The organism is Labrys sp. KB_33_2, assembly GCF_052114505.1.
Classification (GTDB): Bacteria; Pseudomonadota; Alphaproteobacteria; order Rhizobiales; family Labraceae; genus Labrys.
Genome location: NZ_JBFREW010000011.1, coordinates 236,085 through 260,021 on the forward strand (window position 1 = coordinate 236,085; position 23,937 = coordinate 260,021).

At 64.5% G+C, this 23,937-nt stretch carries 26 protein-coding genes; 8 read left to right on the forward strand and 18 right to left on the reverse strand.

What is annotated here, in order from left to right:
- Positions 1-121: 121 nt before the first annotated feature.
- Both AB4037_RS20610 and AB4037_RS20615 read right to left on the reverse strand, forming a co-directional pair.
- Positions 122-1,285, reverse strand: a complete 1,164-nt coding sequence (locus tag AB4037_RS20610; protein WP_441772780.1) for an ABC transporter substrate-binding protein — start codon at positions 1,283-1,285, stop codon at positions 122-124.
- A 132-nt stretch (positions 1,286-1,417) separates the two neighbouring features.
- Positions 1,418-2,506 carry an ABC transporter ATP-binding protein gene (locus AB4037_RS20615; protein WP_441772781.1) on the reverse strand — a complete coding sequence of 363 codons (1,089 nt, stop codon included), beginning with the start codon at positions 2,504-2,506 and terminating at the stop codon, positions 1,418-1,420.
- Between the two features lie 126 nt (positions 2,507-2,632).
- On the opposite strand from AB4037_RS20615, the gene AB4037_RS20620 reads away from it, so the two are divergent.
- Positions 2,633-3,481 (forward strand): response regulator transcription factor, encoded by an 849-nt coding sequence (locus AB4037_RS20620; protein ID WP_434955395.1) that lies wholly within the window; start codon positions 2,633-2,635, stop codon positions 3,479-3,481.
- Positions 3,482-3,489: 8 nt separating this feature from the next.
- Here the strand turns inward: AB4037_RS20620 and AB4037_RS20625 are convergent, their stop codons facing one another.
- Together AB4037_RS20625 and AB4037_RS20630 are read right to left on the reverse strand one after the other, a co-directional pair.
- Complete coding sequence (locus AB4037_RS20625) at positions 3,490-4,248, reverse strand: tRNA1(Val) (adenine(37)-N6)-methyltransferase (protein WP_441772782.1); 759 nt, start codon at positions 4,246-4,248, stop codon at positions 3,490-3,492.
- A complete protein-coding gene (locus AB4037_RS20630) occupies positions 4,245-4,469 on the reverse strand; it encodes a putative signal transducing protein (RefSeq protein WP_149251743.1) in 225 nt (74 codons plus the stop codon). The genes AB4037_RS20625 and AB4037_RS20630 overlap by 4 nt, the downstream gene beginning before the upstream one ends.
- Positions 4,470-4,583: 114 nt before the next feature.
- Between AB4037_RS20630 and AB4037_RS20635 the strand changes: the two genes are divergently transcribed.
- Together AB4037_RS20635 and AB4037_RS20640 are read left to right on the forward strand one after the other, a co-directional pair.
- On the forward strand, positions 4,584-5,600 hold the full coding sequence (locus AB4037_RS20635) for a polyprenyl synthetase family protein (RefSeq protein ID WP_434955397.1): 1,017 nt from the start codon (positions 4,584-4,586) through the stop codon (positions 5,598-5,600).
- Between the two features lie 86 nt (positions 5,601-5,686).
- Positions 5,687-6,265 (forward strand): DUF1993 family protein, encoded by a 579-nt coding sequence (locus AB4037_RS20640; protein WP_434955398.1) that lies wholly within the window; start codon positions 5,687-5,689, stop codon positions 6,263-6,265.
- A gap of 39 nt (positions 6,266-6,304) precedes the next feature.
- On the opposite strand, the gene AB4037_RS20645 is transcribed toward AB4037_RS20640, so the two are convergent.
- A complete protein-coding gene (locus AB4037_RS20645) occupies positions 6,305-6,787 on the reverse strand; it encodes a MarR family winged helix-turn-helix transcriptional regulator (RefSeq protein WP_434955399.1) in 483 nt (160 codons plus the stop codon).
- A gap of 107 nt (positions 6,788-6,894) precedes the next feature.
- Between AB4037_RS20645 and AB4037_RS20650 the strand changes: the two genes are divergently transcribed.
- Complete coding sequence (locus AB4037_RS20650; protein WP_441772783.1) at positions 6,895-7,308, forward strand: VOC family protein; 414 nt, start codon at positions 6,895-6,897, stop codon at positions 7,306-7,308.
- Positions 7,309-7,418: 110 nt separating this feature from the next.
- Here the strand turns inward: AB4037_RS20650 and AB4037_RS20655 are convergent, their stop codons facing one another.
- Entirely contained in the window at positions 7,419-8,837 is a 1,419-nt protein-coding gene (locus tag AB4037_RS20655) for an MFS transporter (RefSeq protein ID WP_441772784.1), read from the reverse strand.
- Between the two features lie 173 nt (positions 8,838-9,010).
- Here AB4037_RS20655 and AB4037_RS20660 point away from each other — a divergent pair, with 173 nt between their 5' ends.
- Positions 9,011-9,913 (forward strand): LysR family transcriptional regulator, encoded by a 903-nt coding sequence (locus AB4037_RS20660; protein WP_441772785.1) that lies wholly within the window; start codon positions 9,011-9,013, stop codon positions 9,911-9,913.
- 49 nt (positions 9,914-9,962) lie between these two features.
- Here the strand turns inward: AB4037_RS20660 and AB4037_RS20665 are convergent, their stop codons facing one another.
- The 6 genes from AB4037_RS20665 to hisD form a co-directional block, all read right to left on the reverse strand.
- Entirely contained in the window at positions 9,963-10,409 is a 447-nt protein-coding gene (locus tag AB4037_RS20665; protein ID WP_434955403.1) for an NUDIX hydrolase, read from the reverse strand.
- 336 nt (positions 10,410-10,745) lie between these two features.
- On the reverse strand, positions 10,746-11,570 hold the full coding sequence (locus tag AB4037_RS20670; protein WP_434959604.1) for an ABC transporter permease: 825 nt from the start codon (positions 11,568-11,570) through the stop codon (positions 10,746-10,748).
- Positions 11,570-12,745: an ABC transporter permease gene (locus AB4037_RS20675; RefSeq protein WP_434955404.1), complete on the reverse strand. Its 1,176-nt coding sequence runs from the start codon at positions 12,743-12,745 to the stop codon at positions 11,570-11,572. Before AB4037_RS20675 ends, AB4037_RS20670 begins: the two co-directional genes overlap by 1 nt.
- The gene (locus tag AB4037_RS20680) at positions 12,742-13,806 is read right to left on the reverse strand and encodes an ABC transporter ATP-binding protein (protein ID WP_441772786.1); all 1,065 of its coding nucleotides are present in this window, start codon (positions 13,804-13,806) and stop codon (positions 12,742-12,744) included. Before AB4037_RS20680 ends, AB4037_RS20675 begins: the two co-directional genes overlap by 4 nt.
- Positions 13,807-14,041: 235 nt before the next feature.
- Entirely contained in the window at positions 14,042-15,091 is a 1,050-nt protein-coding gene (locus AB4037_RS20685; protein ID WP_441772787.1) for an ABC transporter substrate-binding protein, read from the reverse strand.
- A gap of 166 nt (positions 15,092-15,257) precedes the next feature.
- Positions 15,258-16,559 (reverse strand): histidinol dehydrogenase, encoded by a 1,302-nt coding sequence (gene hisD / locus AB4037_RS20690; protein ID WP_441772788.1) that lies wholly within the window; start codon positions 16,557-16,559, stop codon positions 15,258-15,260.
- Between the two features lie 190 nt (positions 16,560-16,749).
- Here hisD and AB4037_RS20695 point away from each other — a divergent pair, with 190 nt between their 5' ends.
- The 3 genes from AB4037_RS20695 to AB4037_RS20705 all read left to right on the forward strand — a co-directional run bounded on the left by AB4037_RS20695 (position 16,750) and on the right by AB4037_RS20705 (position 19,995).
- Positions 16,750-17,295, forward strand: a complete 546-nt coding sequence (locus tag AB4037_RS20695; RefSeq protein WP_434955408.1) for a cupin domain-containing protein — start codon at positions 16,750-16,752, stop codon at positions 17,293-17,295.
- Positions 17,296-17,632: 337 nt separating this feature from the next.
- Positions 17,633-18,700 carry a phosphotransferase gene (locus AB4037_RS20700; protein WP_441772789.1) on the forward strand — a complete coding sequence of 356 codons (1,068 nt, stop codon included), beginning with the start codon at positions 17,633-17,635 and terminating at the stop codon, positions 18,698-18,700.
- Entirely contained in the window at positions 18,697-19,995 is a 1,299-nt protein-coding gene (locus AB4037_RS20705) for an aspartate aminotransferase family protein (protein ID WP_441772790.1), read from the forward strand. Before AB4037_RS20700 ends, AB4037_RS20705 begins: the two co-directional genes overlap by 4 nt.
- Before the next feature lie 299 nt (positions 19,996-20,294).
- On the opposite strand, the gene AB4037_RS20710 is transcribed toward AB4037_RS20705, so the two are convergent.
- The 6 genes from AB4037_RS20710 to AB4037_RS20735 form a co-directional block, all read right to left on the reverse strand.
- The gene (locus AB4037_RS20710) at positions 20,295-20,810 is read right to left on the reverse strand and encodes a GNAT family N-acetyltransferase (RefSeq protein ID WP_441772791.1); all 516 of its coding nucleotides are present in this window, start codon (positions 20,808-20,810) and stop codon (positions 20,295-20,297) included.
- Positions 20,811-21,003: 193 nt separating this feature from the next.
- Positions 21,004-21,504, reverse strand: coding sequence for a F0F1 ATP synthase subunit B family protein (locus AB4037_RS20715; RefSeq protein WP_149255299.1), 501 nt, complete (start codon positions 21,502-21,504; stop codon positions 21,004-21,006).
- A 32-nt stretch (positions 21,505-21,536) separates the two neighbouring features.
- A complete protein-coding gene (locus tag AB4037_RS20720) occupies positions 21,537-22,082 on the reverse strand; it encodes a F0F1 ATP synthase subunit B (RefSeq protein WP_441772792.1) in 546 nt (181 codons plus the stop codon).
- Positions 22,083-22,352: 270 nt separating this feature from the next.
- Positions 22,353-22,580: a F0F1 ATP synthase subunit C gene (locus tag AB4037_RS20725; RefSeq protein ID WP_068291855.1), complete on the reverse strand. Its 228-nt coding sequence runs from the start codon at positions 22,578-22,580 to the stop codon at positions 22,353-22,355.
- A gap of 43 nt (positions 22,581-22,623) precedes the next feature.
- The gene (locus AB4037_RS20730; RefSeq protein ID WP_434955413.1) at positions 22,624-23,358 is read right to left on the reverse strand and encodes a F0F1 ATP synthase subunit A; all 735 of its coding nucleotides are present in this window, start codon (positions 23,356-23,358) and stop codon (positions 22,624-22,626) included.
- A gap of 43 nt (positions 23,359-23,401) precedes the next feature.
- Positions 23,402-23,770: an AtpZ/AtpI family protein gene (locus tag AB4037_RS20735; protein WP_434955414.1), complete on the reverse strand. Its 369-nt coding sequence runs from the start codon at positions 23,768-23,770 to the stop codon at positions 23,402-23,404.
- Positions 23,771-23,937 lie beyond the last annotated feature (167 nt).

Consider the following 23,937-nt stretch of genomic DNA (forward strand, 5'->3'; position numbering starts at 1 on the left):
CAGGTGGCGGGAAGGGAATCCAGGGCCAGGGGCGTCGTGCTGCCCCTGGATTCCCTTCCCCTCGCTGTGCTCGGCCGGGAATGACGGAGCGGCCTTGTCTCCAGCGATCACCAGGGGGCACTCAGGCCGATTTGAAACGGGCCATCAGCTCGGCCCGGTTCGGATCGGTCAGTGTCGCCGCCGCCCCGAATTCCAGAGGCTTCAGCAGGTCGGCGGCCGGATAGAGGATGGGATTGGCAAGAAATTCCTTGGGCAGGAGGGCGTTGACACGCGAATCCGTGCAGGGCGCGCCATTGGCGATGTGCTCCTTCACCGCATTTTCCGGCGTCATCAGATAATTGAGCAGGGCGTAGCCGGCCGGCTTGTTGGGCGCGTCCTTGGGAATGGCGTAGAAGTCGGTCCAGATCTCGCCGCCTTCCTTGCCGAGGATATATTTGATGTGGGGCAGGTCGCGATTGAGCTGGGCTCCGTCATTGGTCCAGCACATCGTCATCCAGGCATCGTTGGCGCGCATCGGCGGCTGATAGTCGGAGGACACGGCATAGAGATGGGGCTTGGCCTTGATCAGCAGTTCCTCGGCCTTGGCGAGCTCGTCCTGCTTCAGCGAATTGAAGGAATAGCCGAAATATTTCAAGGCGTTGCCGATGGTGGTGAGCTGGTAGTCATGCACCATGGTGCGATTGGAGCCCTCGGCCATGGCGGTGTCCCAGAAATCCTTCCAGCTTGCCAGCGGCTTGCCGAGCTTCTGGGTGTTCACCGCAAAGCCGGTGGTGCCCCAGTTCTTCGGCACGGTAAAGACCGTGCCGTCGATGGTGCCCTCCGCGGTGAAGCGGGCATCCTCGGTGGGGGCGCTATAGGCCGGCAGCTTGGCAAGGTCGATGGCGTCGATGAGGCCGAGCTTTTTGTAGGTCGAGATGGTGTAGTTGGTCGGCACGAACAGGCTCCAGCCGGTGGCGCCGGCCTGGAGCTTGGCCAGCATCTCCTCGTTGGAACCGAAGACGTTGACCTCGACGGCGACGCCCGTCGCCTTGGTGAAGTTCACGAAGGTCTGCGGGTCGTGATAATTGGGCCAGGTGGCGATCGACATCTTGTCGCCGAGTTCGCCGGCGGCATGGGCGGGAGCGGGCAAGATGCCGTTTTCCCGGCCGAGCACGGCCATCGCCATACCGAGGCCGGTGGCGCCGAGGAAATGGCGGCGGCTGATCGAGCCCTTCCGGTAGCGCAGGAGCTGATCGACAAAGTCTTGGGCGGAGATCGGCAGGCCGTCGCGATAGGATTTCGACATGGCTCATTTCCCTCTGGTGGTGCCGCTTTGCGCGGCTTTTAGATCGACTTCTCGATTAAGAAAATGGGTTAAAACAAAGAGTTAGAGCGAAGGTGACAATTCGAAGATAAAGTCATTTTGCTCTATCGTCGTTCAGGCGGCGAAGGCCAACGGTGCTCCCGGTGCGAAGCCGATCGAGACGCTGTCGCCCGGCCCCTTGAGGCCGGGGCCATGGGCCAGATGGTCGGCGGCGACCAGCACCGTGCCGACATCCTTGACGTCGATGGCATATTCGGCGGTCGAACCGAGAAAGATGCGGTTGTGCACGGTGCCCCGCAGGCTCGGTCCCTCGCCGGCCTCCAGGCGCATGGCTTCGGGGCGGATGCTGATGCGCGCGGCCTGGCCGGGCTGGAGCGGGGCATGGCTGCGCGCCTGGAGCATGGTGCCGTCGGCGAGCACGATCCTGGCCGCCTTGCCGTCGACCTCGGCGACCTTGCCGTCGAGGAAATTGGACTTTCCGACGAAATCGGCAACGAAGAGGTCGGCCGGATCGTCATAGATCTGGCTGGGTGCCCCGGTCTGGACGATGCGGCCCTTGTTCATCACGCAGACGAGATCGCTCATCGAGAGCGCCTCTTCCTGGTCATGAGTGACGAGCACGAAGGTGATGCCGAGGGACCTTTGCAGATTCTGCAGTTCGAGCTGCATCTCGGTGCGCAGCTTCTTGTCGAGCGCGGCGAGCGGTTCGTCGAGCAGCAGCACGGCAGGCTTGTTGACCAGGGCCCGGGCCAGGGCAACACGCTGCTGCTGGCCGCCGGAGAGCTCGTGGATGCGCCGGCGGCCATAGCCGGAGAGGCGCACCATGGCGAGGGCCTCGTCGACGCGCCGGGCGATCTCCGAACCAGCCAGGCGCGGACGCGCCTGGCGCAGGCCATAGGCGATGTTGTCGCCGACGGTCAGATGCGGAAACAGGGCATATTGCTGGAAGACCATGTTGACCGGGCGGCGATAGGGCGGCGTGCCGGCCATGTCCTGGCCGCTGATCATCACCTGGCCGCTGCTTGGCTGTTCGAAGCCACCGATCATGCGCAGGCAGGTGGTCTTGCCGCAGCCCGAGGGGCCGAGCAAAGCGACGAAGGCCCCGTTGGGGATGGCGAGATCGATGCCATGCACCGCGGTGACCTCACCATAGCGCTTGGCGACGGCGCGAAATTCGATATCGGGCGAGGTCCTGTCGTTCATCCGCGCTTGTCCCCTCGGTCGCTGCCAAGCCGTTTCGATCTGGCCGGTTCATTCTTGCTTTTCGGCTTTTGCGAAAGGAAAGCTAGCAGAGCCGATTTCATCTCGTATATACCTACCAGGGGGTATATGCTGCATGTTTGTTCAGCACAGGGGGTAGAAATCGGCGGCACCAGGCATAATCTGGCGGCATCCACGGCGCTGGCGGAGGCGATAGGAACCGCGGGTCGCACCGGCTCGGGTGACTTCGCGCGCGCCCTGCTGGCCTGGCTCGGCCTGCATGCGCGTTTCGACCACAGCGTGGTGTTCGCCTATCGCGGCTCGGCGCGGCCGCCGATGCTGTACGAGACCTTTTCGCCGGCCGAGAGCCATATCTTCGTCGCCCTCTATCAGGATGGCGCCTATCTGCTCGATCCCTTTCATCGGGCTGCGATCGGGGGCTGCGAAGGCTTCCGGCGCATGCGCGAGCTGGCGCCCGACCGCTTCTATACGAGCGAATATTTCCGCTCCTATTACAGCCAGACGGGTCTTGCCGAGGAGGTGGGCTTTTTCGTGCAGCTCCCCGAGCAGACTTCGGTGGTGCTGTCGCTGATGCGCCTGGCGGGGTCGGGGCCGTTCGGCACCGCCGAGGTGCGCGGCCTGCGCGACCTGGCGCCGATCGTCCTCGCGCTGTGCGCCCAGCATTGGCGCGACCTGCCGGAGTTCGGCGAGACCGGCAGCCGGATGGCGACATTGCCGCTGCCGGGCAGCGATTTCGATCGCGCCCGCCTATGGGCCAGCCAGTCGCTGACGGCGCGGGAGGGCGAAATCGTCAATCTGGTGCTGCAGGGGCATTCGTCGGATTCGATCAGCCGCCTTCTGCATATCTCAGTGGGCACAGTGAAGGTGCATCGCCGCAACATTCACCACAAACTCGGCATCCATTCCCAGGCCGGCCTGTTCGCCCGTTTCCTCTCGCTTTTGAACGAGACGGGCTAGCCTCCAGGCTAGGCCTGCCAGTCGATCGAGGCTTCACCGCGATGCAGGGCCTCCGCCTCTGCGGTGAAGCCGCCGTTCTCGTCATGCAGGATCAGCGGCGGCAGCAGGAGGAAGGGCGCGCGCGAACCCTTGACGGCGCGGATGAGCAGGCGGACGGCCGGCGCGCCGGCGTTCGGCTGCACGGGCTTGACCCGGATGTCGCCGAAGCGCCGGTCGAGGCTGGCCAGCAGCCGGGGCAGGGCATCCGCGCGGTGGATGAGGGCGAGGCTGCCTTTGGCGCGCAGGAGGGCGAGGGCGCAGAGGATCCAGGCTTCCTCATCGGCCTCGCCATGCACATGCGCACCGGCGCGATAGGCATCGGGTGCCGGGCGAATCGTGCCGGGAAGATGGAAGGGCGGATTCATGATGACATGGTCGGCCGTGCCGGGCTGCAAGGCCTGGCCCTTTGCCGGCCTTTGCGTGACGTCCGCCTCGATCGTGGCCACCCGTTCGGCAAGGCCGTTGCGCGCAGCATTCCCGGCTGCCAATGCCGCGATGACCGGATCGATCTCGACCAAAGTGACGCGACATTGCAGGCAGCGGACGGCAAGGCCGAGGCCGGCGGCGCCGATCCCCGCACCGAGGTCGTAGACCATCTCTCCCGCAGCCGGCAAAAGACAGGCCGAAAGCAAGGCGGCGTCGGTTCCGACCCGATGGCCCCGGGCCGGCTGTGAGAGCTGCAGCCGACCGCCGAGAAAAGCCGAGAGGGTGGTCTCGGTTGCGGTCACGGCGTGCGCAACTCCTTGCCGAGGCCGGCCTCGGTCAGCCGCTGGCGCGCCAGCACGCTCTGGTCCGTGTCGACCAGGATGCGGCGCGGGATCATGCCGAGCGAGCCTTCCAGCACGCTCATATGGGTGTCCAGCACGAGATGGACCACGCCTGCCTCTGTGAGCAGGGCCTCGATATAGGAGATCAGCACGGGATCATTGGTACGAACGATTTCTTCCATGCGGCAATGGTTGCGATTATCGCAACAATTGCAATGTGCTTGTTGGCGCGACAACTGCGAGCTTGTATGGGGAGCCGCGCATTTCTATGGTGCCGGCAAAACGGAGTGCATGTATTGGGCGTCGTTGTCGCATTCGAGGACAAATCCGGGTCGCAAGGATCGATCCAGCCGATCGTCGACCTGACCAAGGCGGATATGGCGCGGGTCAATGCCACCATCCTGTCGCGGACAGGGTCGGAGGTGACGATGATTCCTGAAGTCGCCAACCATCTGATCTCTTCCGGGGGCAAGCGACTGCGCCCGATCCTGACGTTGGCGACTGCCCAGCTTGCCCGCTACCAGGGCGAGGGGCATGTGAAGCTGGCCGCCTCCGTGGAGTTCATGCATACGGCCACGCTTTTGCACGACGATGTCGTCGACGAGAGCGATATGCGGCGCGGCAAGCCGGCCGCGCGCATGCTGTGGGGCAATGAGGCGAGCGTGCTGGTCGGCGATTTCCTGCTCGGCCAGGCTTTCAAGATGATGGTGGAAGTCGGCTCGCTCAAGGCACTCGACATCCTCTCGACCGCTGCGACTGTGATCGCCGAGGGCGAAGTGGCCCAGCTTGCCGCCGCCAAGAATACGGCGACCACCGAGGACGAATATCTGGCGGTGATTCGCGGCAAGACGGCGGAGCTCTTCGCGGCCGCCTGCGAAGTCGGCCCGGTCCTGGCCGAGCGCCCCAAGGATGAGCAGGCCGCCTGCCGTTCCTTCGGCATGAATCTCGGCATTGCCTTCCAGCTCGTCGACGATGCGCTCGACTATGGCGGCTCGGACACCAAGCTCGGCAAGAATGTCGGCGACGATTTCCGCGAGGGCAAGATCACCCTGCCGGTGGTGCTGGCCTTCCGGCGCGGCAATGAGGGCGAGCGCGATTTCTGGCGCCGCACGCTGGAACGCGGCGAGATCACGGAAGCCGATCTCGAGCACGCCATCGGCCTGATGCGCCGCCACAAGACGCTGGAAGATACCATCGAGCGCGCCCGTCATTATGGGGCCATGGCCAAGGATGCCCTGGCGCTGTTCGCCGACAGTCCGATGAAATCGGCCCTGGCGGATGTGGTGGAGTTCTGTATCGGCCGCGCTCACTGAGCGCCGGCCGGCCGCTTTTGGCCGGATGCGGAACTCGACAAGCGTATTTATGCGGACGGTCCGAGGCCGTCCAGGGAAGCAAGCCCATGGCTGATCTTTTCGACGTTTCCGTTCCGGTTTTCCTGCGCTATCTCACCAATCTCGACGCGATCCTCGACAAGACGGCCGAGCATCTGCAGCTCCGGGGCACTGAGCAGGCGGAGGTCCTCAACCTGGCCCTGCAGCCGAACATGTTCCCTTTGAAGTGGCAGGTTCGCATCGCGCTGGGCTTCTCCATCCGGGCCATCAACCCGGTGCTGCAGCAACCGATCATGCTCGATGACGGCCCGATCGAATCGATCGAGGACATCCGCCTCTTGCTGGGAAACACCATCGCGCGGCTCAAAAACGTCTCCCGGCGCGATTTTGCCGGCGGGGAAGCCAGGCTCGTACGGGAAAAGGCCGGCCAGGCGGTGTTCGAGGCCAAGGCCGTCGAATTCGTCACTCAATATGCCTTGCCGAACTTCTTCTTTCATCTCGGCATGGCCTATTCACTCTTGCGCCTTGCCGGTTGCCCGATCGGCAAGGGTGATTTCGACGGCTTCCACCAGTATGAAGCCGGCCTCAACCTGGTGCCGGAGATGCCGGCGCAGCCGCAGCCGCTGATGCAGCGGCTACCCGGTTGAAGCATGCGCGCCTGGCTGCGCAGCAGCCGGAGCCTCTCGTCAAAGGGCGGTGATCAGCTTTCGGAGCAAGCCATCGAGGGTTTCCTGCTCGGCCCGCGTCAGCACCGACAGCAGCCGCTCCTCATTGGCAACATGGCGCGCGATAGTCTCGTCGATCACGGCCTTGCCGGCCTCGGTGAGGGCGATCAGCTTGCCGCGGCGGTCATTGGGATCGGGGCGCCTCTCGACCAGGCCGGCGTGTTCCAGCCTGTCGAGGCGATTGGTCATGCCGCCCGAGGAGATCATCGCCGCTTCGTAGAGCCGGGTCGGCGAAAGCATATGGGGCTCGCCCGAACGCCTCAGCGTAGCCAGCACGTCGAACTCGCCGGGCTGCAGGCCCGCGGCGGCGAAGAGCGGGTTCATATGGTCGCGCAGCACCCGTTCGGACGCATCGGACAAGCGGCCGAACACCGCCATCGGCAAGGAGGGAAGGTCGGGGCGTTCGCGAGCCCATTGTTCGACGGCAATATCGGCGCGGTCCATCGGCAGGTTCTCTTGACGAAAAGTATCTTGACATTAAGATATTTTTCGTCTACTAACATGATAGCGAGATAATAAGTCAACTCGCCCATTCGGTGAAGGAGGAAGTGATGGCCAAGATGATTTTCTTGAATCTGCCGGTGCGCGATCTTGCCGCCGCAACTGCATTCTATGTCGCCCTGGGCGGCGAGGTGAATCCGCAATTTTCCGATGAGCAGACCAAATCGGTGGTGCTTTCGGATGCGATCGTCGTGATGCTGCTCACCCATGAGCGCTATGATCAGTTCACCAAGCGCCCGATCGGTGATGCGCGCCAGTGGAGCCAGGCCCTGATCGCCCTCAATGTCGACACCCGCGATGGTGTGGATGCGACGCTGGCCCGCGCCACGGCGGCGGGCGGGCGCGCCGATCCCAACCCGGCGCAGGACCATGGCTTCATGATCAGCCGCAGCGTCGAGGATCCCGACGGCAATGTCTGGGAAATCGTGTGGATGGATCCCGCCGCGATGGCGCCGCAGGGCTGAGGCGCGAATTCATCATCCTACCCTGGAGGTATCGGCACTTCCTCTTGGGAGTGCCGATACCTCCAGGGGAGGATGAAACTTGCGCTTGGGCTTCACCTGCACCCCGCAATTCAGGGGACATCCTGTGGCTGCGCGGCGCGTCCCGCCAGAATGCGCGTTCCCGCAGCCAGGATAATCGCAACCACGATCAGGAAGGCGGCGGTGCCGAATGTCGCCTGCATGCCGAAGGCGACGGCCTCCGAAGGGGCTTTGGCGATGTCGCCCGTTCCGGCGGCAAAACGGAAGATGGCTCCCATGGCCGAAGCCCCGGTTATCAGGCCTAGATTGCGCGACAAATTGACGAGGCCTGATGTCACGCCTCGCCGGTCCGCTGGGATACCGGCCATGACGGCGGTGTTGTTCGCGGCCTGGAAAAGCTGGTAGCCCGGCGTCAGGATGACGATGCCGGCAATATAGCCGGCGACGCCGAACGTCGGGCCCATCATGGACAGGGCGATGGCTCCGACGGCCATCTCGGTGAGGCCGATAAGGATCAGGTGAGGCGCACCCAGGCGATCGACGATGCGTCCGGCAAACACGCCGCTCAGGATGGAAAGGACCGGGCCGACCGCCATCACCGCGCCGATTTCAGCCTCGTCGAGAGCGAAGACGCTGGACAGATAGAATGGCCCGACCACGAAGGTCGTCATCATCACCGTCGCGACCAGGGCGCTCGTTGCCAAATTGACGCTCAGCTCCTCGCTACGGAAGGCCGCCACTTGGATCAGGGGTGAGCTGACACGTGCCTCCGCCAGCAGGAAGAGACCGCCGCCGATGACGGTTGCCAGCAGCAGACTCGTGCCGATCCAGCCGGGAGTGCCGCGTCCCGTGGTCATGGCCAGGGCATAGGCGGCGAGCGTTGCGGCCAGCAGCAGCGTGCCGAGGCTGTCGAAGCTGTTGCGGACATCCCGGGATTTGCCGCCGTCCTCGCGCAGGAATCGATGGGCAAGATAGAAGGCCAGGAGGCCCAAAGGAATATTGAGGAGGAAGATGCTCCGCCAGCCGAAGGCGGAAATCATGAGGCCTCCGAGCGATGGCCCCAGAGCGGTGCCGACGGCCGACATCGTACCGAGCAGCCCCATGGCACTGCCGGTCCTTTCCCTGGGAACGGCTTCGCCGATAACAGCCATGCCGAGAGCCGCCATGATGGCTGCGCCGAGGCCCTGGGCGGCGCGAGCCGCGACCAGCAGCCCGAATGTGGGCGCCACTGCGCAGGAAGCGGAAGCCAGCGTAAACAGGGCGAGCCCGGCCAACAGCAGCCTGCGCCGCCCGACGATGTCCCCCAATCGGCCGACACTGACGACCAAAGTGGTCATCGCCAGCAGATAGGCCAGCACGATCCACTGCACCTGCTCGAATGAGGCCGAGAAGGCCGTGGCCAAGGTCGGCAGGGCGACATTGGCGATGCTGGTGCCCAGGGACGACAGCAGGATGCAGAGGGAAAGGCAGGCAAGCGCTCCGTGGAACTTGGGCGTGGCCTTTTCATGCATTCGTCCATCGTCTCTGGTGGCTGATTTCGGCATGGATCGCGTCTTCCGTCGGTTCGAAGGTGGAACCACCGAAAGATAGGCCTGTGCCTGACATGGCGGAATACGCATCATTTGCACTTCATTCGTGCATCAAACGCCATGCCATAATTGACTTTGGATGCTATGATCGACCCATGTCGCTTCCCGATTTCAATCTTCTCATCACGCTCGACGTTCTGCTGACGGAAGGCGGTGTCGCCCGAGCGGCCCGCCGCCTCAGGCTCAGCCCCTCGGCGATGAGCCGGGCCCTGGCCCGCTTGCGCGAGACGACCGGTGATCCCCTGTTGGTTCGGGCCGGCCGCGGGCTCGTGCCGACGCCGCGGGCTCTGGAACTGCGCGAACGCGTCGGCCAACTCGTCCAGAGTGTCGAAAGCGTTCTTCGTCCGGTAGAAGCGCTCAACCTGAAAAAGCTCACGAGAACCTTCACCCTTCGCAACCGGGAGGGCTTCGTCGAGAATTTCGGACCCGATCTCATTGCTCATGTCCGCGAACAGGCGCCGGGGGTCACGCTCCGGTTCGTGCCGAAAGTCGACAAGGACAGCACGCCTCTGCGGGACGGCAGCGTGGATCTGGAGACGGGCGTGATCGGCGATTCGATGGGACCGGAAGTGCGGGCGCAGGCCCTGTTCCGCGATCGTTTCGTCGGTGTCGTCAGGATGGGGCATCCTCTGAGCGAGGCTCCGGTCACGCCTGAGCGCTATGCTGGCGGAAGCCATGTTCTGATTTCTCGCCGAGCCCTCTATCGGGGGCCTGTCGACGGCAGGTTCGAAGCGCTTGGCCTCAAGCCGAACATTGCCACTATCGTCAGCGGTTTTGCGGAAGCCCTGGCCCTGGCCCGCTCGACTGACCTGATCGCCACCGTGCCCGAGCGTTCCACCGGCCGGCTGCGCGCGGGGCTGTTCTGCTTCCCGCTGCCGTTTGCCTTGCCGGAGATCACGATTTCTCTGCTCTGGCACCCGCGGCTCGATGCCGACCCGGCGCATCGCTGGCTGAGGGAGTGCGTCCGAAAGGTCTGCATGGAGCAGCTTGCCGGTTAGGCCGGCTCATCATTTCATGGGATGCCTGCGATCCAAAAAGAGGGACATCCTACGGTGCCATGGCCGGCCTCAGCCCGGACAGCAGCCGGGCGAGACCGGGATCGTCCACGATGATGGAGGCGTCGCCGAGGCCCATCCATTGCACGCGGCGCTCGGCCTGTTCCTTCCACGCCGGCAGCATGCCGGTGACGCGCAGGGGATAGACGTTCACCTTGATCAGTTCGAAGCGGTCGGCGAGACGTTTCCAATAGATAAAGGAGCCGAGCGCCTTCTTGCGCGGCTTGCCGGTCAGCCCCGCTTCCTGCTCGGCCTCGATGCGCGCGGCGACATGATCCTTGCGGCCCTTGATGGGCCAGCCCTTCGGCACCGTCCAGCGATGGGTAGTGCGGGTGGTCACCAGGCAGACCTCGATGCGACCGTCTTTTTCGCGAAGCGGCAAGGCCGCGACCTGGCGGCGCGTCGGATTGGGCAGGATGTCGGTGGCGGTACTCGGCATGGTACTCTCACGCTTCCAGGGCAAAGCGCGTTGGGACGGGAACGTGCTTTGCTCTAACTCTTTGTTTCCTCGCGTCTTTGCGATTCTTGGCGATGCCGCCAGGAATCACAAAACGCCATGGTGGAGCAAAGGCTCCTACGCGACTGACTTGCCGATATCTTTGCTCAAGCACCGCTATGCCGGCGTGACACGGCGCACGCGCCGGGCAGGGGGTGCCTCATGGCGTGCCGAATATTTCGAGCGATGGTCCTTCCGGGAGCGCGGACGTCACAGCGACATGCCTGCATGTCGCGGCGTTCGCGCTCCCGGAAGGAGCCTATCTCCTCGAACTTGGTATCATTCCTCAGCCGGCAGGACCTGCTTGCGCTTGCCGAGCAAAGCCAGGATCGCGGCTCCCTTCACGGCGACGGCCAGGATCAGCGTGATCACGATGATCAGGAAGGCAGCCGCGGCGATGGCCGGGCTGATGTTCTCCCTGAGCGACGAGAACATCTGCCGCGCCAGCGTGGTCTGGTTGGGGCCGGCGACGAACAGGGTGATCACCACCTCGTCGAGCGAGGTCGCGAAGGCGAAGGCAGCGCCGGTGAGGATGCCGGGCAGAGCGAGCGGGAAGGTCACGGCTCGGAAGACGGTGCCGGGCGAAGCGCCGAGGCTGGCCGCCGCCTTTTCCAGTGCCGGATCGATACTGGCGAGCGAACCGGAGACGTTGACCAGCACGAAGGGTACGCACAAAACGGCATGGGCGATGATCACGCCCGCATAGGAGGAGGCGAGGCCGAGCCGGGCATAGAGGATCTGCATGCCGACGCCGAGCACCACCGCCGGCACCACCATGGGCAGCAGGAAGATCGAGCGCAGCACGCCCGAGAACGGCACCAGATTGCGCCTGAGGCCGAGGGCGGCAAGCGTGCCGACCACGGTGGACAGCACCGTCGCGCCAGAGCCCACGATCATGGAGTTGACGATCGAGCGCTGCCAGGCGTCGCTGGTGGCGAGCGTATCGAACCAGCGTGTCGAGGGGCCCGTCATCGGGTAGGTCAGGAACACGCTGTCGGTGAAGGCCAGCGGCAGGATCGCCGCCAGCGGGACGACCAGGAACGCCACGATCAGCGCGCCGAAGGCAAGGCGCAGGGCGTTGAAGGAATTCTTGCCCAATCCCATCATGGCTGCACCATTGGCGTGCGCGAGAGCCGTCCATAGACGAGGTAGAGCACCGTGGTCGGCACCAGCAGGAAGATGCCGAGCGCGCCGGCCATGCCCCAATTGGCGGTGCCGGTGGCATAGAAGGCGATGACCGAGGAGATCATCTGCTCGTTCGGGCCGCCGACCAAAGCGGGGGTGATATAGTAGCCGAGCGCCACCATGAAGACGAGGAGCGAGCCGGAGAGCACGCCCGGCATGGCCAGCGGCAGGAGAACGTGGCTGAAGGCCCGCAGCGGGGGGGCGCCGAGCGAAGCGGCGGCCGGCATCAGATTGCGCGGAATGGCGACGAGGCTGGCATAAACAGGTAGCACCATGAAGGGCAGCAGCACATGCGTCATGGCGATGAGGATGCCGGTGCGGTTGTAGATCAGCGGCAGCGAGGCATCGATCAGGCCGAGGGCCTTCAGCGTCTGGTTGATCAGCCCGTTCTCCTGCAGCAGGATCATCCAGGCGGCGGTTCGCACCAGGAGCGAGGTCCAGAGCGGCAGCAGCACGGAGAGCAGCAGGAGATTGCGCTTCCAGCCCGAGAGGCTCGCGGCCAGCATGGCGAAGGGCAGGCCGATGGCGACGCAGAGCAGCGTCACCTGCAGGGCGATCATGAAGGTGCGCAGCATGATCATGCGGTTTACGGCCATATCCGCAGGCACATTGGCGATGCTGCCGTCATCGGCGCGCTTGAGATCGACCGCAGCCAGGAGGTTCGCATCCGTGTAGGACGGCATCGAGCGCTTCAGCGCCAGCCAGAAGGCAGGCTGCCCCCAGCGCGGATCGATGCCGGCGAGGGGAGGCGGGCTGTTTTCGGGGGCGTTGCGCACGGCAGTGGCGGTCTTCGGCAAGAGGGTGCGGAAGCCCGCCTGCTGGCTGTTGAGCGCGCGCACGGCATCGCCGAATTGCTCCTGGGGGATCGTCGTACGCAGATCCTTGGCGAGCGCGGCCTGGACCTCGGCCGGCGGCAGGCCGTCGCCCTTCCAGCCGGCGATCGCCTCCGCCGTCAGCGGGAAGGCATGACGCACGGTGCCGCCCTGCACGGAGGTGACGATCATCATGCCGAGCGGCCACAGGAAGAAGATGCCGAGAAAGGCGATGAGCGGAAGCACCAGGAGAGCGGCCTTGAGCCGCGCCGCCGCCGTCATGGCAGGACCAGCGTGCAGTCGTCGGGCGCGAAGCCGACATGGACCTCGGAACCGATGGCCCGGCTCGCCTCGCGCCTATCGGCCTTGGCCACGAGGCGGCGTTCGCCGCTCGACAGATGCAGCCGGACATGGTCGCCGTGATAGACGTCATCCTCGACGCGCACGGGCAGGCTGTTGGCCAGGGCCGGCGCATCGCTCAGATGCAGCCTTTCGGGCCGCACGGAGACCAGCACCTGCGCACTCGGCTTCGGCGAAAGCTCGGTGCGACAGGAGACTGTCGGTCCCAAAGCGAGCTCGACGGTGGCCAGGCCGTCCGAGCAGGATTTCAGGGTACCGTCGAGCAAATTGGTCTCGCCGATGAATTCGGCGACGAAGCGCGTGCGCGGACGGTCGTAGAGGCCCGATGGCGTGTCGAGCTGCTCGATCTTGCCGAGATTGAGCACGGCGACCCGGTCCGACATGGTCAGGGCCTCGCCCTGGTCATGCGTGACGAAGATCACGGTGAGGCCGAGCTTGCGATGCAGCTCGCGGATCTCGAGCTGCATGTGCTCGCGCAACTGCTTGTCGAGTGCGCTGAGCGGCTCGTCCATCAGCACCACCTTGGGTTCGTAGACGAGGGCGCGCGAGAGAGCGATGCGCTGCTGCTGGCCGCCAGAGAGTTGGGAGGGCTTGCGGTCCTTGAGATGGCCGAGGCGAACCAGGTCGAGCGCCTTGGTCACCCGGGCGTCACGCTCCGCCCGGCTGATCCCGCGCATCTTGAGCGGAAAGGCGACGTTCTCGGCGATGCTCATATGCGGAAACAGGGCGTAGTTCTGGAAGACCACGCCCATGTTGCGCTTGTAGGAGGGCAGGTTCTCCACGCGGGTGCCGTCGACGAGCAAGGCGCCGCTGCTGGGTGCCTCGAAGCCGGCCAGCATCATCAGGAGGGTTGTCTTGCCCGACCCGGAGGGGCCGAGCAGGCTGACGAATTCCCCCTGGCCGACATGGAAGTCGAGATTGTCGACGACCTTCATCGTGCCGAAGGATTTGCTGACACCGTCGAAGTGAATGAACGAGTCCATCGGATCCGAAAAGCTCCTTCCAGGCGCGGGCCTTGGGAAGTTGGAATGAGCGATGTCCACACGGACATCGAGACGCAACCCAGCCGGCATTAACGCAGCCTTGTCATGCCTGGGCTCGACCCGGGCATCCAGTGCCTCGCCTCAACCTTGAAAGCGGTCCTGGATTGCCGGGTCAAGCCCGGCAACGACAAAGGCTGGTGCCCGAGAGCAGGCGCATGCCGGAGAAAGGACGGGCCTACTGCCCGAGCCAGGCGTTGAAGCGCTTGGTCAGATCCTCGATGTTGTCATTCCAGAATTCGGTGTCGATGGAGACCGAATCCGTCATGTTGGCCGGCGAGGTCGGCAGATCGACGGCAAGATCGGCGGGCACCTGGGCGGCCGCGGCCTTGCTCGGCAGGCCGTAGGCGATGTCCTGCGGCAGCTTGGACTGGTTCTCCGGCAGGCTGGCGAAGGCGATGAAGTCCATCGCCGCATCCTTGTTCGGGCTGCCCTTGAGGATGACCCAGCTGTCGACGGCGTAGATCGAGCCTGGCCACACGCCCTTGAAATGGGTGCCCTCGGTCTTGTTGATGCCGGTGATGCGGCCATTATAGGCCGAGGTCATCACCACCTGGCCCGACTTCAGGAGCTGAAGCGGCTGGGCGCCCGATTCCCACCAGACCATGTCGCCCTTGATCTCGCCGAGCTTCTTGAAGGCACGATCGACGCCCTCGGGCGTGCGCAGCACCGTGTAGACGTCCTTGGGGGCGACGCCATCGGCCATCAGCGCGAATTCGAGGGCGTATTTGGGGCCGCGTCGCAAGGCGCGCTTGCCCGGAAACTTCTTGGTGTCCCAGAAATCGGCCCAGGATTTCGGGGCTTCCTTCAGCTTGTCGCTGTCATAGGCAAGCTGGGTTGACCAGACGATGGCGCCCACGCCGCAATCGCTGACGGCACTGTCGATGAACTTGTCCTTGCCGCCGAGCTTGTTCCAGTCGAGCGGCTCGTAGATCCCGTCAGCACAGCCGATCGCCAATTCCTCGGCCTCGACCTGCACGGCATCCCAATTGGGCGTGCCTGCCTTGACCTTGGCCTGCAGTACGCCGATGCCGCCGTCCCAGGCCTCGTCGAGCACCGGCTTGCCGGTCTTCTCGGAGAAGGGCTTGAAATAGATCTTGCGCTGGGCGTCCTGGTAGTTTCCGCCCCAGGATACGACGGTGAGGTCGCGCGCCGAAGCGCTGGCGACGCCGGCGAGGACGGTGCCCAAGGCGATGCCGGAGGCAAGAAGGAGATGTCTGAAGCGCATTGCGGTCTTCCCCACTGGTTCTGGTCTCTGGTGTGCGTCGCAGTGTCTTTCCCGGAGGAAGGACCCGCTTCGTCTGTTGCACGCGGCTCACCGCCGCATGGAATTGTCGCATCGGAACCCGCGAGCCCGCCAATGGCAATGGCAGCGCCCGCTTCCGGTGAAAAAATTAGACGCCGATCTCCGCAAGCAGCTGCTTGGGAGCGAGGCGCAGGGCTGCCGCCCGGCGATGGCCTTCCAGCCCCTCGCTGGCGCTCTGCCGAATGGCCGGCGGGGCGACTGCGGCGACGCCGCGATCGTCCAGCCACTGATGGGTGCAGGTCTTGAGGTAGGATCCGACCCACAGGCCTCCTGTGTAGCGCCCCGCGCCCATGGTGGGCAAGGTGTGGTTGGTGCCGCAGCACTTGTCCGAATAGACCACGCTGGCCGAGACGCCGATGAACAGCGAGCCGTAATTGCGCAGCCTGGCTGCGGTGGCGTGGGCATCGCGCGTGTGCACCTCAAGATGTTCTGCAGCGATAAAGTCCGAATAGGCCAGCATGGCCCCTTCGTCTTCGCACAGCACGATCTCGCCATAGTCGCGCCACGCCGGACCGGCGACATTGGCGGTGGGCAGGTTGGCGAGCTGGCGCTCGACCTCGGCCAGGGTCGCTTCGGCCAGGGCCCTGTCCGTGGTGATCAGGCCGACGCGCGTGCGTACGTCGTGCTCGGCCTGCGCCAGGAGATCGACGGCGATGGTGACCGCGTCTCCCGTCTCGTCGGCCACCACGAAGATCTCGCTGGGGCCGGCGAGCTGGTCGATGCCGACAAGGCCGAAGACCTGGCGCTTGGCCTCGTTGACGAAGGCATTTCCGGGGCCGAAGATCTTGTCGACGGCCGGGATGCTCTCGGTACCATAGGCCATGGCGGCAATGGCCTGGGCGCCGCCGACCCGGAAGATGCGGTCGGCGCCGGAGAGGTGGCAGCCGGCAATCATGGCCTGGTGAGCGCCCGGCGGCAGGCAGGCGATCACCTCGTCGCAGCCGGCGACCTTGGCGGGCACGATGGTCATCACCGGCGCCGACAGCAGCGGATAGCGCCCGCCGGGCACATAGGCGCCGACACGGGCGATCGGGATGATGCGATGGCCAAGATGCAGGCCCGGCAGGGCCTCGATCTCCAAGGGCAGCAGCGTGGCGCGCTGGGCCTCGGCAAAAGCGCGCACCCGCTCGATGGCGAATTCGGTATCGGCTCGGGTCTGCGGGTCGAGGGCATCCACGGCCGCCTGGCGCTCGGCGGCGGTCACCTCGAAGCGCTCCACATCGACCTTGTCGAACTCGCGCGAATAGTCGCGCAGCGCCGCATCGCCGCGTTTGCGCACCTCGTCGACGACCTGCTTCACGGTGGCTTCCACGGACGCATTGTCGGTGAGGGCGCTGCGTCCCGGTGCCTTGATGCGTGTGATGCGAGCTTGGATGGTGGCGTCGAGCATTGGTGGCCTTTTTCTCTAATTCTTTGTTTTGGCGCATTTTCTGAATCAGGAAGTCGATCAACTTCTTGGAAAATGCCTTGGGAAGCGAGATGCCCAAAGACTTGCCGCCGCAAGCGCCCGGCGCAATTGCCCCAGACTGGCTCGTTCAATATATTCACCACTTGCGTGATGCCATGCCCAAGGAGGGACGATGAAGATCGGAGACAAGCTGCGCGAATTGCGCCACCGGCGCAAGCTCAGCGTCAGGGAGGTCGCCCTGCGCTCGGGTGTCTCGCACTCCTCGGTCTCGCTGATCGAACGGGACCTGATCAGCCCCTCGCTCGACACGCTGAGAGCGGTTCTCGACGCGCTCGGCACCACGCTGCCGGGCTTCTTCATCGATCTCAAATCCGCGCTGCCGCAGAGCCCCTTCTACCGGGCCGCCGACCTGACCGAGATCGGGCAGCCGGAGGCGATCTCCCATCGCGTCATCGGCCTCGATTATCCCAACAAGTCCATGCTGCTGCTGCACGAGACCTACGCGCCCGGCGCCGATTCAGGCGAGGCCTATGCCCATTCGGCGCAGGAAGGCGGCATGGTGCTGAGCGGCGCCATCGAGATTACCGTCGACGGCAAGGTCGAGGTGCTCCGTGCCGGCGATGGCTATTATTTCGACAGCCGGCTGCCGCACCGTTTTCGCAACATCTCGGACGGGCGCAGCGAGATCGTCAGCGCGATCACGCCGCCGACCTATTAGGCTATCAAGGACGCAATCTAACGAGGCCGAGTAGAGCGCGACAATCCCTCCCCGACTTCGGGGAGGGTGGCCCGGCAAAGCCGGGTCGGGTGGGGGAGAGTGGCGCAGTCGATCATATTTGACAGATGGGCGCCACTCTCCCCCTTCCGCCGCTGCTTCGCATCGGCACCTTCCCCGAAGTCGGGGAAGGATGATCGCGCGCCATTCTGAGAACCGAGGCCTGATGGCCGAAACAGCCATACAGGCAGGCACCCTGGTCGATTTACCGACCATTGCGCGGCCTCTCCCGCCATGCGGGGGTTGCGTCGAGGCCTGAGGGATGGGAGAGGGGGATGCCATGGCGCCTCCACAGACATCGACCGTTCTTTCAACGCCGGCCCCGCCTGTTTCCAAGGCACGTGCGGAGGCCATCATCCGTGATCATTACGGCCTCGACGTCGAAGCCTTCCCGCTGATCGGCGAGCGCGACAACAATTTCCGGCTCCGGGCGGGCGACGGACGCGAGTTTCTCCTGAAGATCGTCAACCCGGCCGAAGATGTGGCGGTGACCGATTTCCAGACGGAGGCCCTGCTGCATATCGCCCGAAGGGATGCCGACCTGCCGGTGCCTCGGGTCGTGCGTACGCAGGCCGGCGAAGCCTATTTCTGGCTTGAGGAGCCCGGGCAGCCGCCGCGCCTGGTGCGCGTGCTGACCTATCTGCCCGGCACGCCTCTGGCCAAGCTCGAACGGGGCCCCGCGCTTCGCCGCAATCTCGGCGCCGGCCTTGCCCAGCTCGACCGCGCCCTGGACGGTTTCGAGCATGCCGGCAGCCCGGCCGACCTGTTGTGGGACCTCACCCACGCCCCCAGCCTGCGGCCGCTGGTCGTGCATGTCGAGGACGAGGAGGCTCGCGCCCTCGTCACCGCCGTGCTGGACCGGCTCGAGGCCCACACATTGCCCCTGACGGCCGGGCTTCGAACCCAGGTGATTCATAACGACTTCAACCCCTCCAACATCCTGGTCGGACCGGGAGATGACGGTGCGTTGGACCAGCTCGCCGGCATCATCGATTTCGGCGACATGGTGCGAGCCCCGTTGGTCAACGAGGTGGGCGTATCGGCCTCCTATCATATCGGGGAAGGGGTAGACTTCCTGGAGCCGGTCAAGCAGTTCGTCGCCGGTTACAACCGCATCCAGCCCCTGCAGGACGATGAGATCGGCTGCCTGTTCGATCTCATCTGCGGCCGCATGACGCTGACGGCCATTATCACGGCCTGGCGCTGCACGCTGGAGCCCGGCAATCGCGACTACATCCTGCGCAATGCCGGCCGGGCCTGGGCGGGATTGGCTGCCGCGCGCTCGCTCTCGTCAAACCAGGCGGCGGACGAATTCCACCTTTACCTGAGCAAGGATCGCCTCTCATGACCATGGTCAATGCCTTCGATCCCAGCAACACGGCCGGCTTTGCCGCCGATGAGGCAGCCCTGATCGAGCGCCGCCGGCGCGTGCTCGGTCCTGCCTATCGTCTGTTCTATGCCCATCCGGTGCATGTGGTCAGGGGCGAGGGCGTCTGGCTTTACGGGCCCGACGACACGGCCTATCTCGACGCCTACAACAATGTCGCCAGCGTCGGTCATTGCCACCCGCATGTGGTGGCGGCGCTGGCGCGCCAGGCCGGGGTGCTCAACACCCATACGCGCTATGTCACCGACGGCATTCTCGACTATGCCGAGCGGCTGGTCGCGACCATGCCGGCCGAGATCTCCAACATCATGTTCACCTGCACCGGCAGCGAGGCCAACGACCTGGCCTTGCGCGTCGCCAAGGCTGTGACCGGCGGTACGGGCGTCATCGTCACGCAGAACGCCTATCATGGCGTGACGGATGTGCTCGCCCAGATGTCGCCCTCGCTCGGCGCGGGGGCGCCGATCGCCGAGACGGTGCGGGTGGTGCCTGCTCCCACATCTGCCGACACGACCGGCGAAGCCTTTGCGCAAGGCGTGAAGGCGGCGATTGCCGATATGGCTGTTCATGGCATCCGACCTTCGGCGCTGCTGGTCGACACCATCTTCTCCAGCGACGGCGTCTTCGCCGACCCGCCGGGCTTCCTGCGTCCGGCGGTGGAGGCCATCCGCGCTGCCGGCGGCCTGTTCATCGCCGACGAGGTTCAGCCCGGCTTCGGCCGTACCGGCGCCGGCATGTGGGGCTTTGCCCGGCATGACATCGTTCCCGATCTCGTCACCATGGGCAAGCCGATGGGCGATGGCCATCCGATGGCGGCCATGGCGGCGAGGCCCGAGCATCTCGAAGCCTTCGGGCGCGAGGTGCGCTATTTCAACACCTTCGGCGGCAATCCCGTCTCCTGCGCGGTGGGCATGGCCGTGCTCGACGTTATCGAGAACGAAGGCCTGATCGCCAATGCCCGTGACGTCGGCGCCGCGCTCAAGCGCGGCATTGAGGATCTCGGCAGGCATGATGGCCGTATCGGCGAAGTGCGCGGGGCAGGGCTGTTCATCGGCGCCGACATCGTCGATGCCAAGGGTGCCCCCGACGCCGCAGCGGCCGCCGCCATCGTCAACGGCCTGCGCGAGCGCCAAGTGCTGATCTCGGCTACCGGACTGCGGGGGCACAGCCTGAAGATCCGCCCGCCCATGGTGTTCTCGCATGAGAATGCGGCCTTGCTGATCGAGCGATTGAAGGCGACGCTGGTGGACCTGTAGGGGCCCACCAAGGTATAGCCCCTTCTCTCCTCGCGGGAGAAGGGGCGGCTGGACGAGGGCGATGAGTTTCACTTAGGAAGGGCAGAGCGCTTCAATTCGTCATAGCCGGGCTTGACCCGGCTATCCAGCGCCACAGACAGGCGGGCAAGAGACTGGATTGCCGGGTCAAGTGTAAAGACCGCGGACGTAGCTCGCGCAAACTCCGATGGTGTTTTAGCGAACGACATTGAGCCGGACGAGGCGACGTATCACCCGCAAGGAACCTCGACGCGGACGCAGCCGTCCAAATCTACATGGTTTCAGGACCGGCTCGCCGTCGCCCGAAAATCCTCGGCCGTCATGACATAGACGAGGCTCGGCGCTTGCCCCGGCACATCGTCGAGAAAGCCATCGCGGCGCATCGCCAGTCTCTCGAGCGTTCGGATCGAGGGGAGATTGGCCGGCCGGACGAGCGCGAAGACCGCCTCGCTGCCCAGGTCCTCAAAGGCGTGTTCTAGGCCTGCACGGCCGAGTTCCGTGGCCAGGCCCTGACCCCAGGCTTCGGGGGCGAATCGAAAGCCGAGATTGAGGCGTTCCTCGCTGCCATAGGTTCGGTAACCGACGCCGCCGAAGCCGATCAGGTGTTCGGGATTGTCTGCGGCCGCCACCGCCCATGTCCCGAAGCCGTGCCGACGCCAATGCTCGATCCAGCGTGCAAGTGCCCGCTCGCTGGCTGCGATATTCGGGGTCGGACCCGCCGGATTGTAAAGATTGGTCGCCGGATCGCCGTGGATCTCGAAATGCCGTTCGAGATCGGACACAGCAGGTTGACGCAAGACCAGACGTCCAAATCGCTTCATGATTTTCGGCATCCGCGGCTGGGGCTCGGCAATCCGCGGGATCCCGCGCTGGCCCTGCAGCGGGCCTATCATCGGATCACGGCCTTTCCAAGCGACAGCGGCGCGAGCAGGACAATAAAAAACCGCCCGAGAGCTCGGGCGGTTTTCAACAGCGCCCGGTTCGGGCCGCTTAGTTGAGCTTGGCGCGCACCTCGTTGAGGGCAGCCGACATCAGATTGCCGGTGCTGGCGGGCGGCTGGTCGGCAAGGATCGTGGTGGCAGCCTTGACGGCGGCATCGGCAGCGGCGGCCTTGACCTCGGCGACGGCCGACGTTTCGGCCTGGGCGATCTTCTGATCGGCAAGCTTGGTGCGGCGCGCCACGAAGTCTTCGATCTTGGCGATCTGCTCGGCCTTGAAGCGCTCGGCCTCGGCCTTGGCAGCCTCGATCATCGCAGCAGCTTCGGCTTCCGCTTCCTTCTGCTTCTTCTGATAGTCGGCCAGCAGTTTCTGGGCTTCCTCGCGCAAGGCGCGAGCCTGCTCGAGCTCGGCGCGCACGGCATTGCCGCGGGCATCGAGGCCCTTGCCGATCTGGCCAAAGGCCCCGAGCTTCCAGGCGATGGCCAGGAAGATCAGCGTGGCGATGAGGATGTAGAACTCGGGCCCGGCAGGGTTGAAGAGTTCATGGATCATCTCGGCGAAATATTCGATCACGCCCGCCTCCCTTAGTTAGCCAAGGCCGTGTTGACGGCAGACTGGACCGTCTGCGGCTCAGGGGCCTTGCCGAGCAATTGCTCGATGATGGCGGTGGTGGCGTCGACGGCGATGCCGTTGACGTTGCCGAGGGCAGCCTGCTTGGTCGCCTGGATCTTGGCTTCCGCCGCTGCCAGCTTGGCCGAGAGATCGGCCTCGAGCGACTTGCGGGTGGTGTCCGTTTCGGCAGTCACGGCAGCTCGGGTTTCGGCCGCGATGTTCTGGGCCTTGGCGCGAGCCTTGATGAGGGAGGTCTGGTATGAGGCCACGGCCTCATCGCTGTCCGCCTTCGCCTTCTGCGCAGCCGCAAGGTCCGCCGCGATCTTAGCTGACCGCTCGGAGAGGATGCCGGCGATGCGCGGGAGCGCGATCTTCGACATCAGGATGTAGAGAAGCCCGAAAGCGATGACCAGCCACACAAGCTGTGAGGCAAAGGACGAGCTGTCAAAGGGCGGAAATGCGCCCTTGGCCCCATGTGCATCGCCGGGAACCTCGGTTCCTGCGTGACTTTCAGCCATGAAACACCTTCAACGGATGTGAACTCACGTTTTTGCAGGCCAAGCTACAAACAGATTGAGCCACAAACAGATGGAATTGCTGCCAGTTCTAGAGCAAAGCGCGTTTGGACGGAAACGCTTGTTTGCCCTAGCGCTTTGGTTCGACACGTCTTTGCGATTCTTGGCGGGACCGCCAGATCGCAAAACGCTTTAGCCACTGAAACGACAGACGGCCCCGCGATTTCTAGAAAAAACCGCGAAAGCCGTCCCGTTCGGCGTGGCTGGCGCGGATCAGACTGCGAAGAGGAGCAGCAGAGCGACGAGCAGCGAGAAGATGCCGAGAGCTTCGGTCAGAGCGAAGCCAAGGAGCAGAGTGCCGCGCTGGCCGTCGGCAGCCGACGGGTTGCGCAGGGCGCCCGAGAGGAACTGGCCGAACAGGTTGCCGAGGCCGATACCAGCGCCGGCCATGCCGATGCAAGCGAGACCAGCGCCGATATACTTAGCTGCGACGGGATCCATGGAGAACTCCTGTTGGTGTAGGTTTTGTTGGATTTAGACGGGATCAATGGCCGGGATGAAGGGCGTCATTGAGGTAGATGCAGGTCAGCGTAGCGAAGACATAGGCTTGCAGCACGGCAACCAGCACTTCGAGCGCCACCAGGGCGATCACGAGAAGCAGGGGCAGGGGCGAAAGGATCGCCGTCAGCGCGCCGGCGCTGGCGAGCATGACGATGAAGCCTGCGAAGATCTTCAGCGCGATGTGCCCGGCCAGCATGTTGGCGAAGAGACGGACGGAGAGGCTGATCGGACGCGAGACGAAGGAGATGATCTCGATCGCCACCAGCAGCGGCAGCAGCACGGCCGGAACGCCGGAGGGTACGAACAGCTTCAGGAAGTGGGCGCCGTTCTTGTAGAAACCATAGAGGATCACCGTGGCGATCACCAGGGCCGCCAGCGCGAAGGTGACGATGATGTGGCTGGTGACGGTGAAGAAGCCGGGAATCAGGCCGAGCACGTTGCAGAACAGCACGAACATGAACAGCGAGAACACCAGCGGCATGAAGCGCATGCCCTCGTTCCCGGCCGAGGAGCGCACGGTGCCGGCCACGAATTCATAGAAGGTCTCGGCGAGGGACTGCCAGCGGCCCGGCACGGTGGCGCGGGCAGAGGTCGTGGCAATCATCACCAGCGCGATGAGGATCACCGCCAGGAACATGAAGAGAGCCGAATTGGTGAACGCGATGCTGCCGATATGGAAGAGCGGCTTGATCTCGAACTGCGTAATCGGACTATGCATCGCCTGGCAGGCCCTGTCTTCAATTGTGGCGCAAGGCGCCGGATCATTCCTGTTTGCCGGGCGTTTTGCCCAACATATTCGAGGCGCGCAACAAGTTCCGGATACCTGCCCCGAAGCCAAGCATCAAAAAGATGATGAGCCCCCACGGCGAAGTACCGACAAACCGATCCACGACCCATCCCAGCAAGCCACCGGCGATGATGCCGCCGACGAACTCGGACGAGAGGCGCATGGCCTTGCCGATCGCAGAAGGATCGCCCTCCTGCTTGCGCGCCTTGGCCGTTTCGGCTTCTTCCCCGGCCTTGATGGAGCCGAGGCGCTCGTCGAGACGGCGCAAGCGTTCGTTCAATTCACGTTCGCGGGATTCGTCTTTGCCGGATTTCCCGGCCTGGTCCGCTTCGTCGCTCGCCATTGCGGCAACATGCTCCCTGGCCGGCCAAAACTGAGCCGGACGCCCCCCTTGAAAACGGCGGGACCATACCCAGGCCCCCTTGCGGTGTCAAGGCGAGGCAGAATTATGCCAAGTGTTTGAGAATAAATAAAAAATGGGGAGAATGGCTGTTGGCTGCCGGCTTTTCT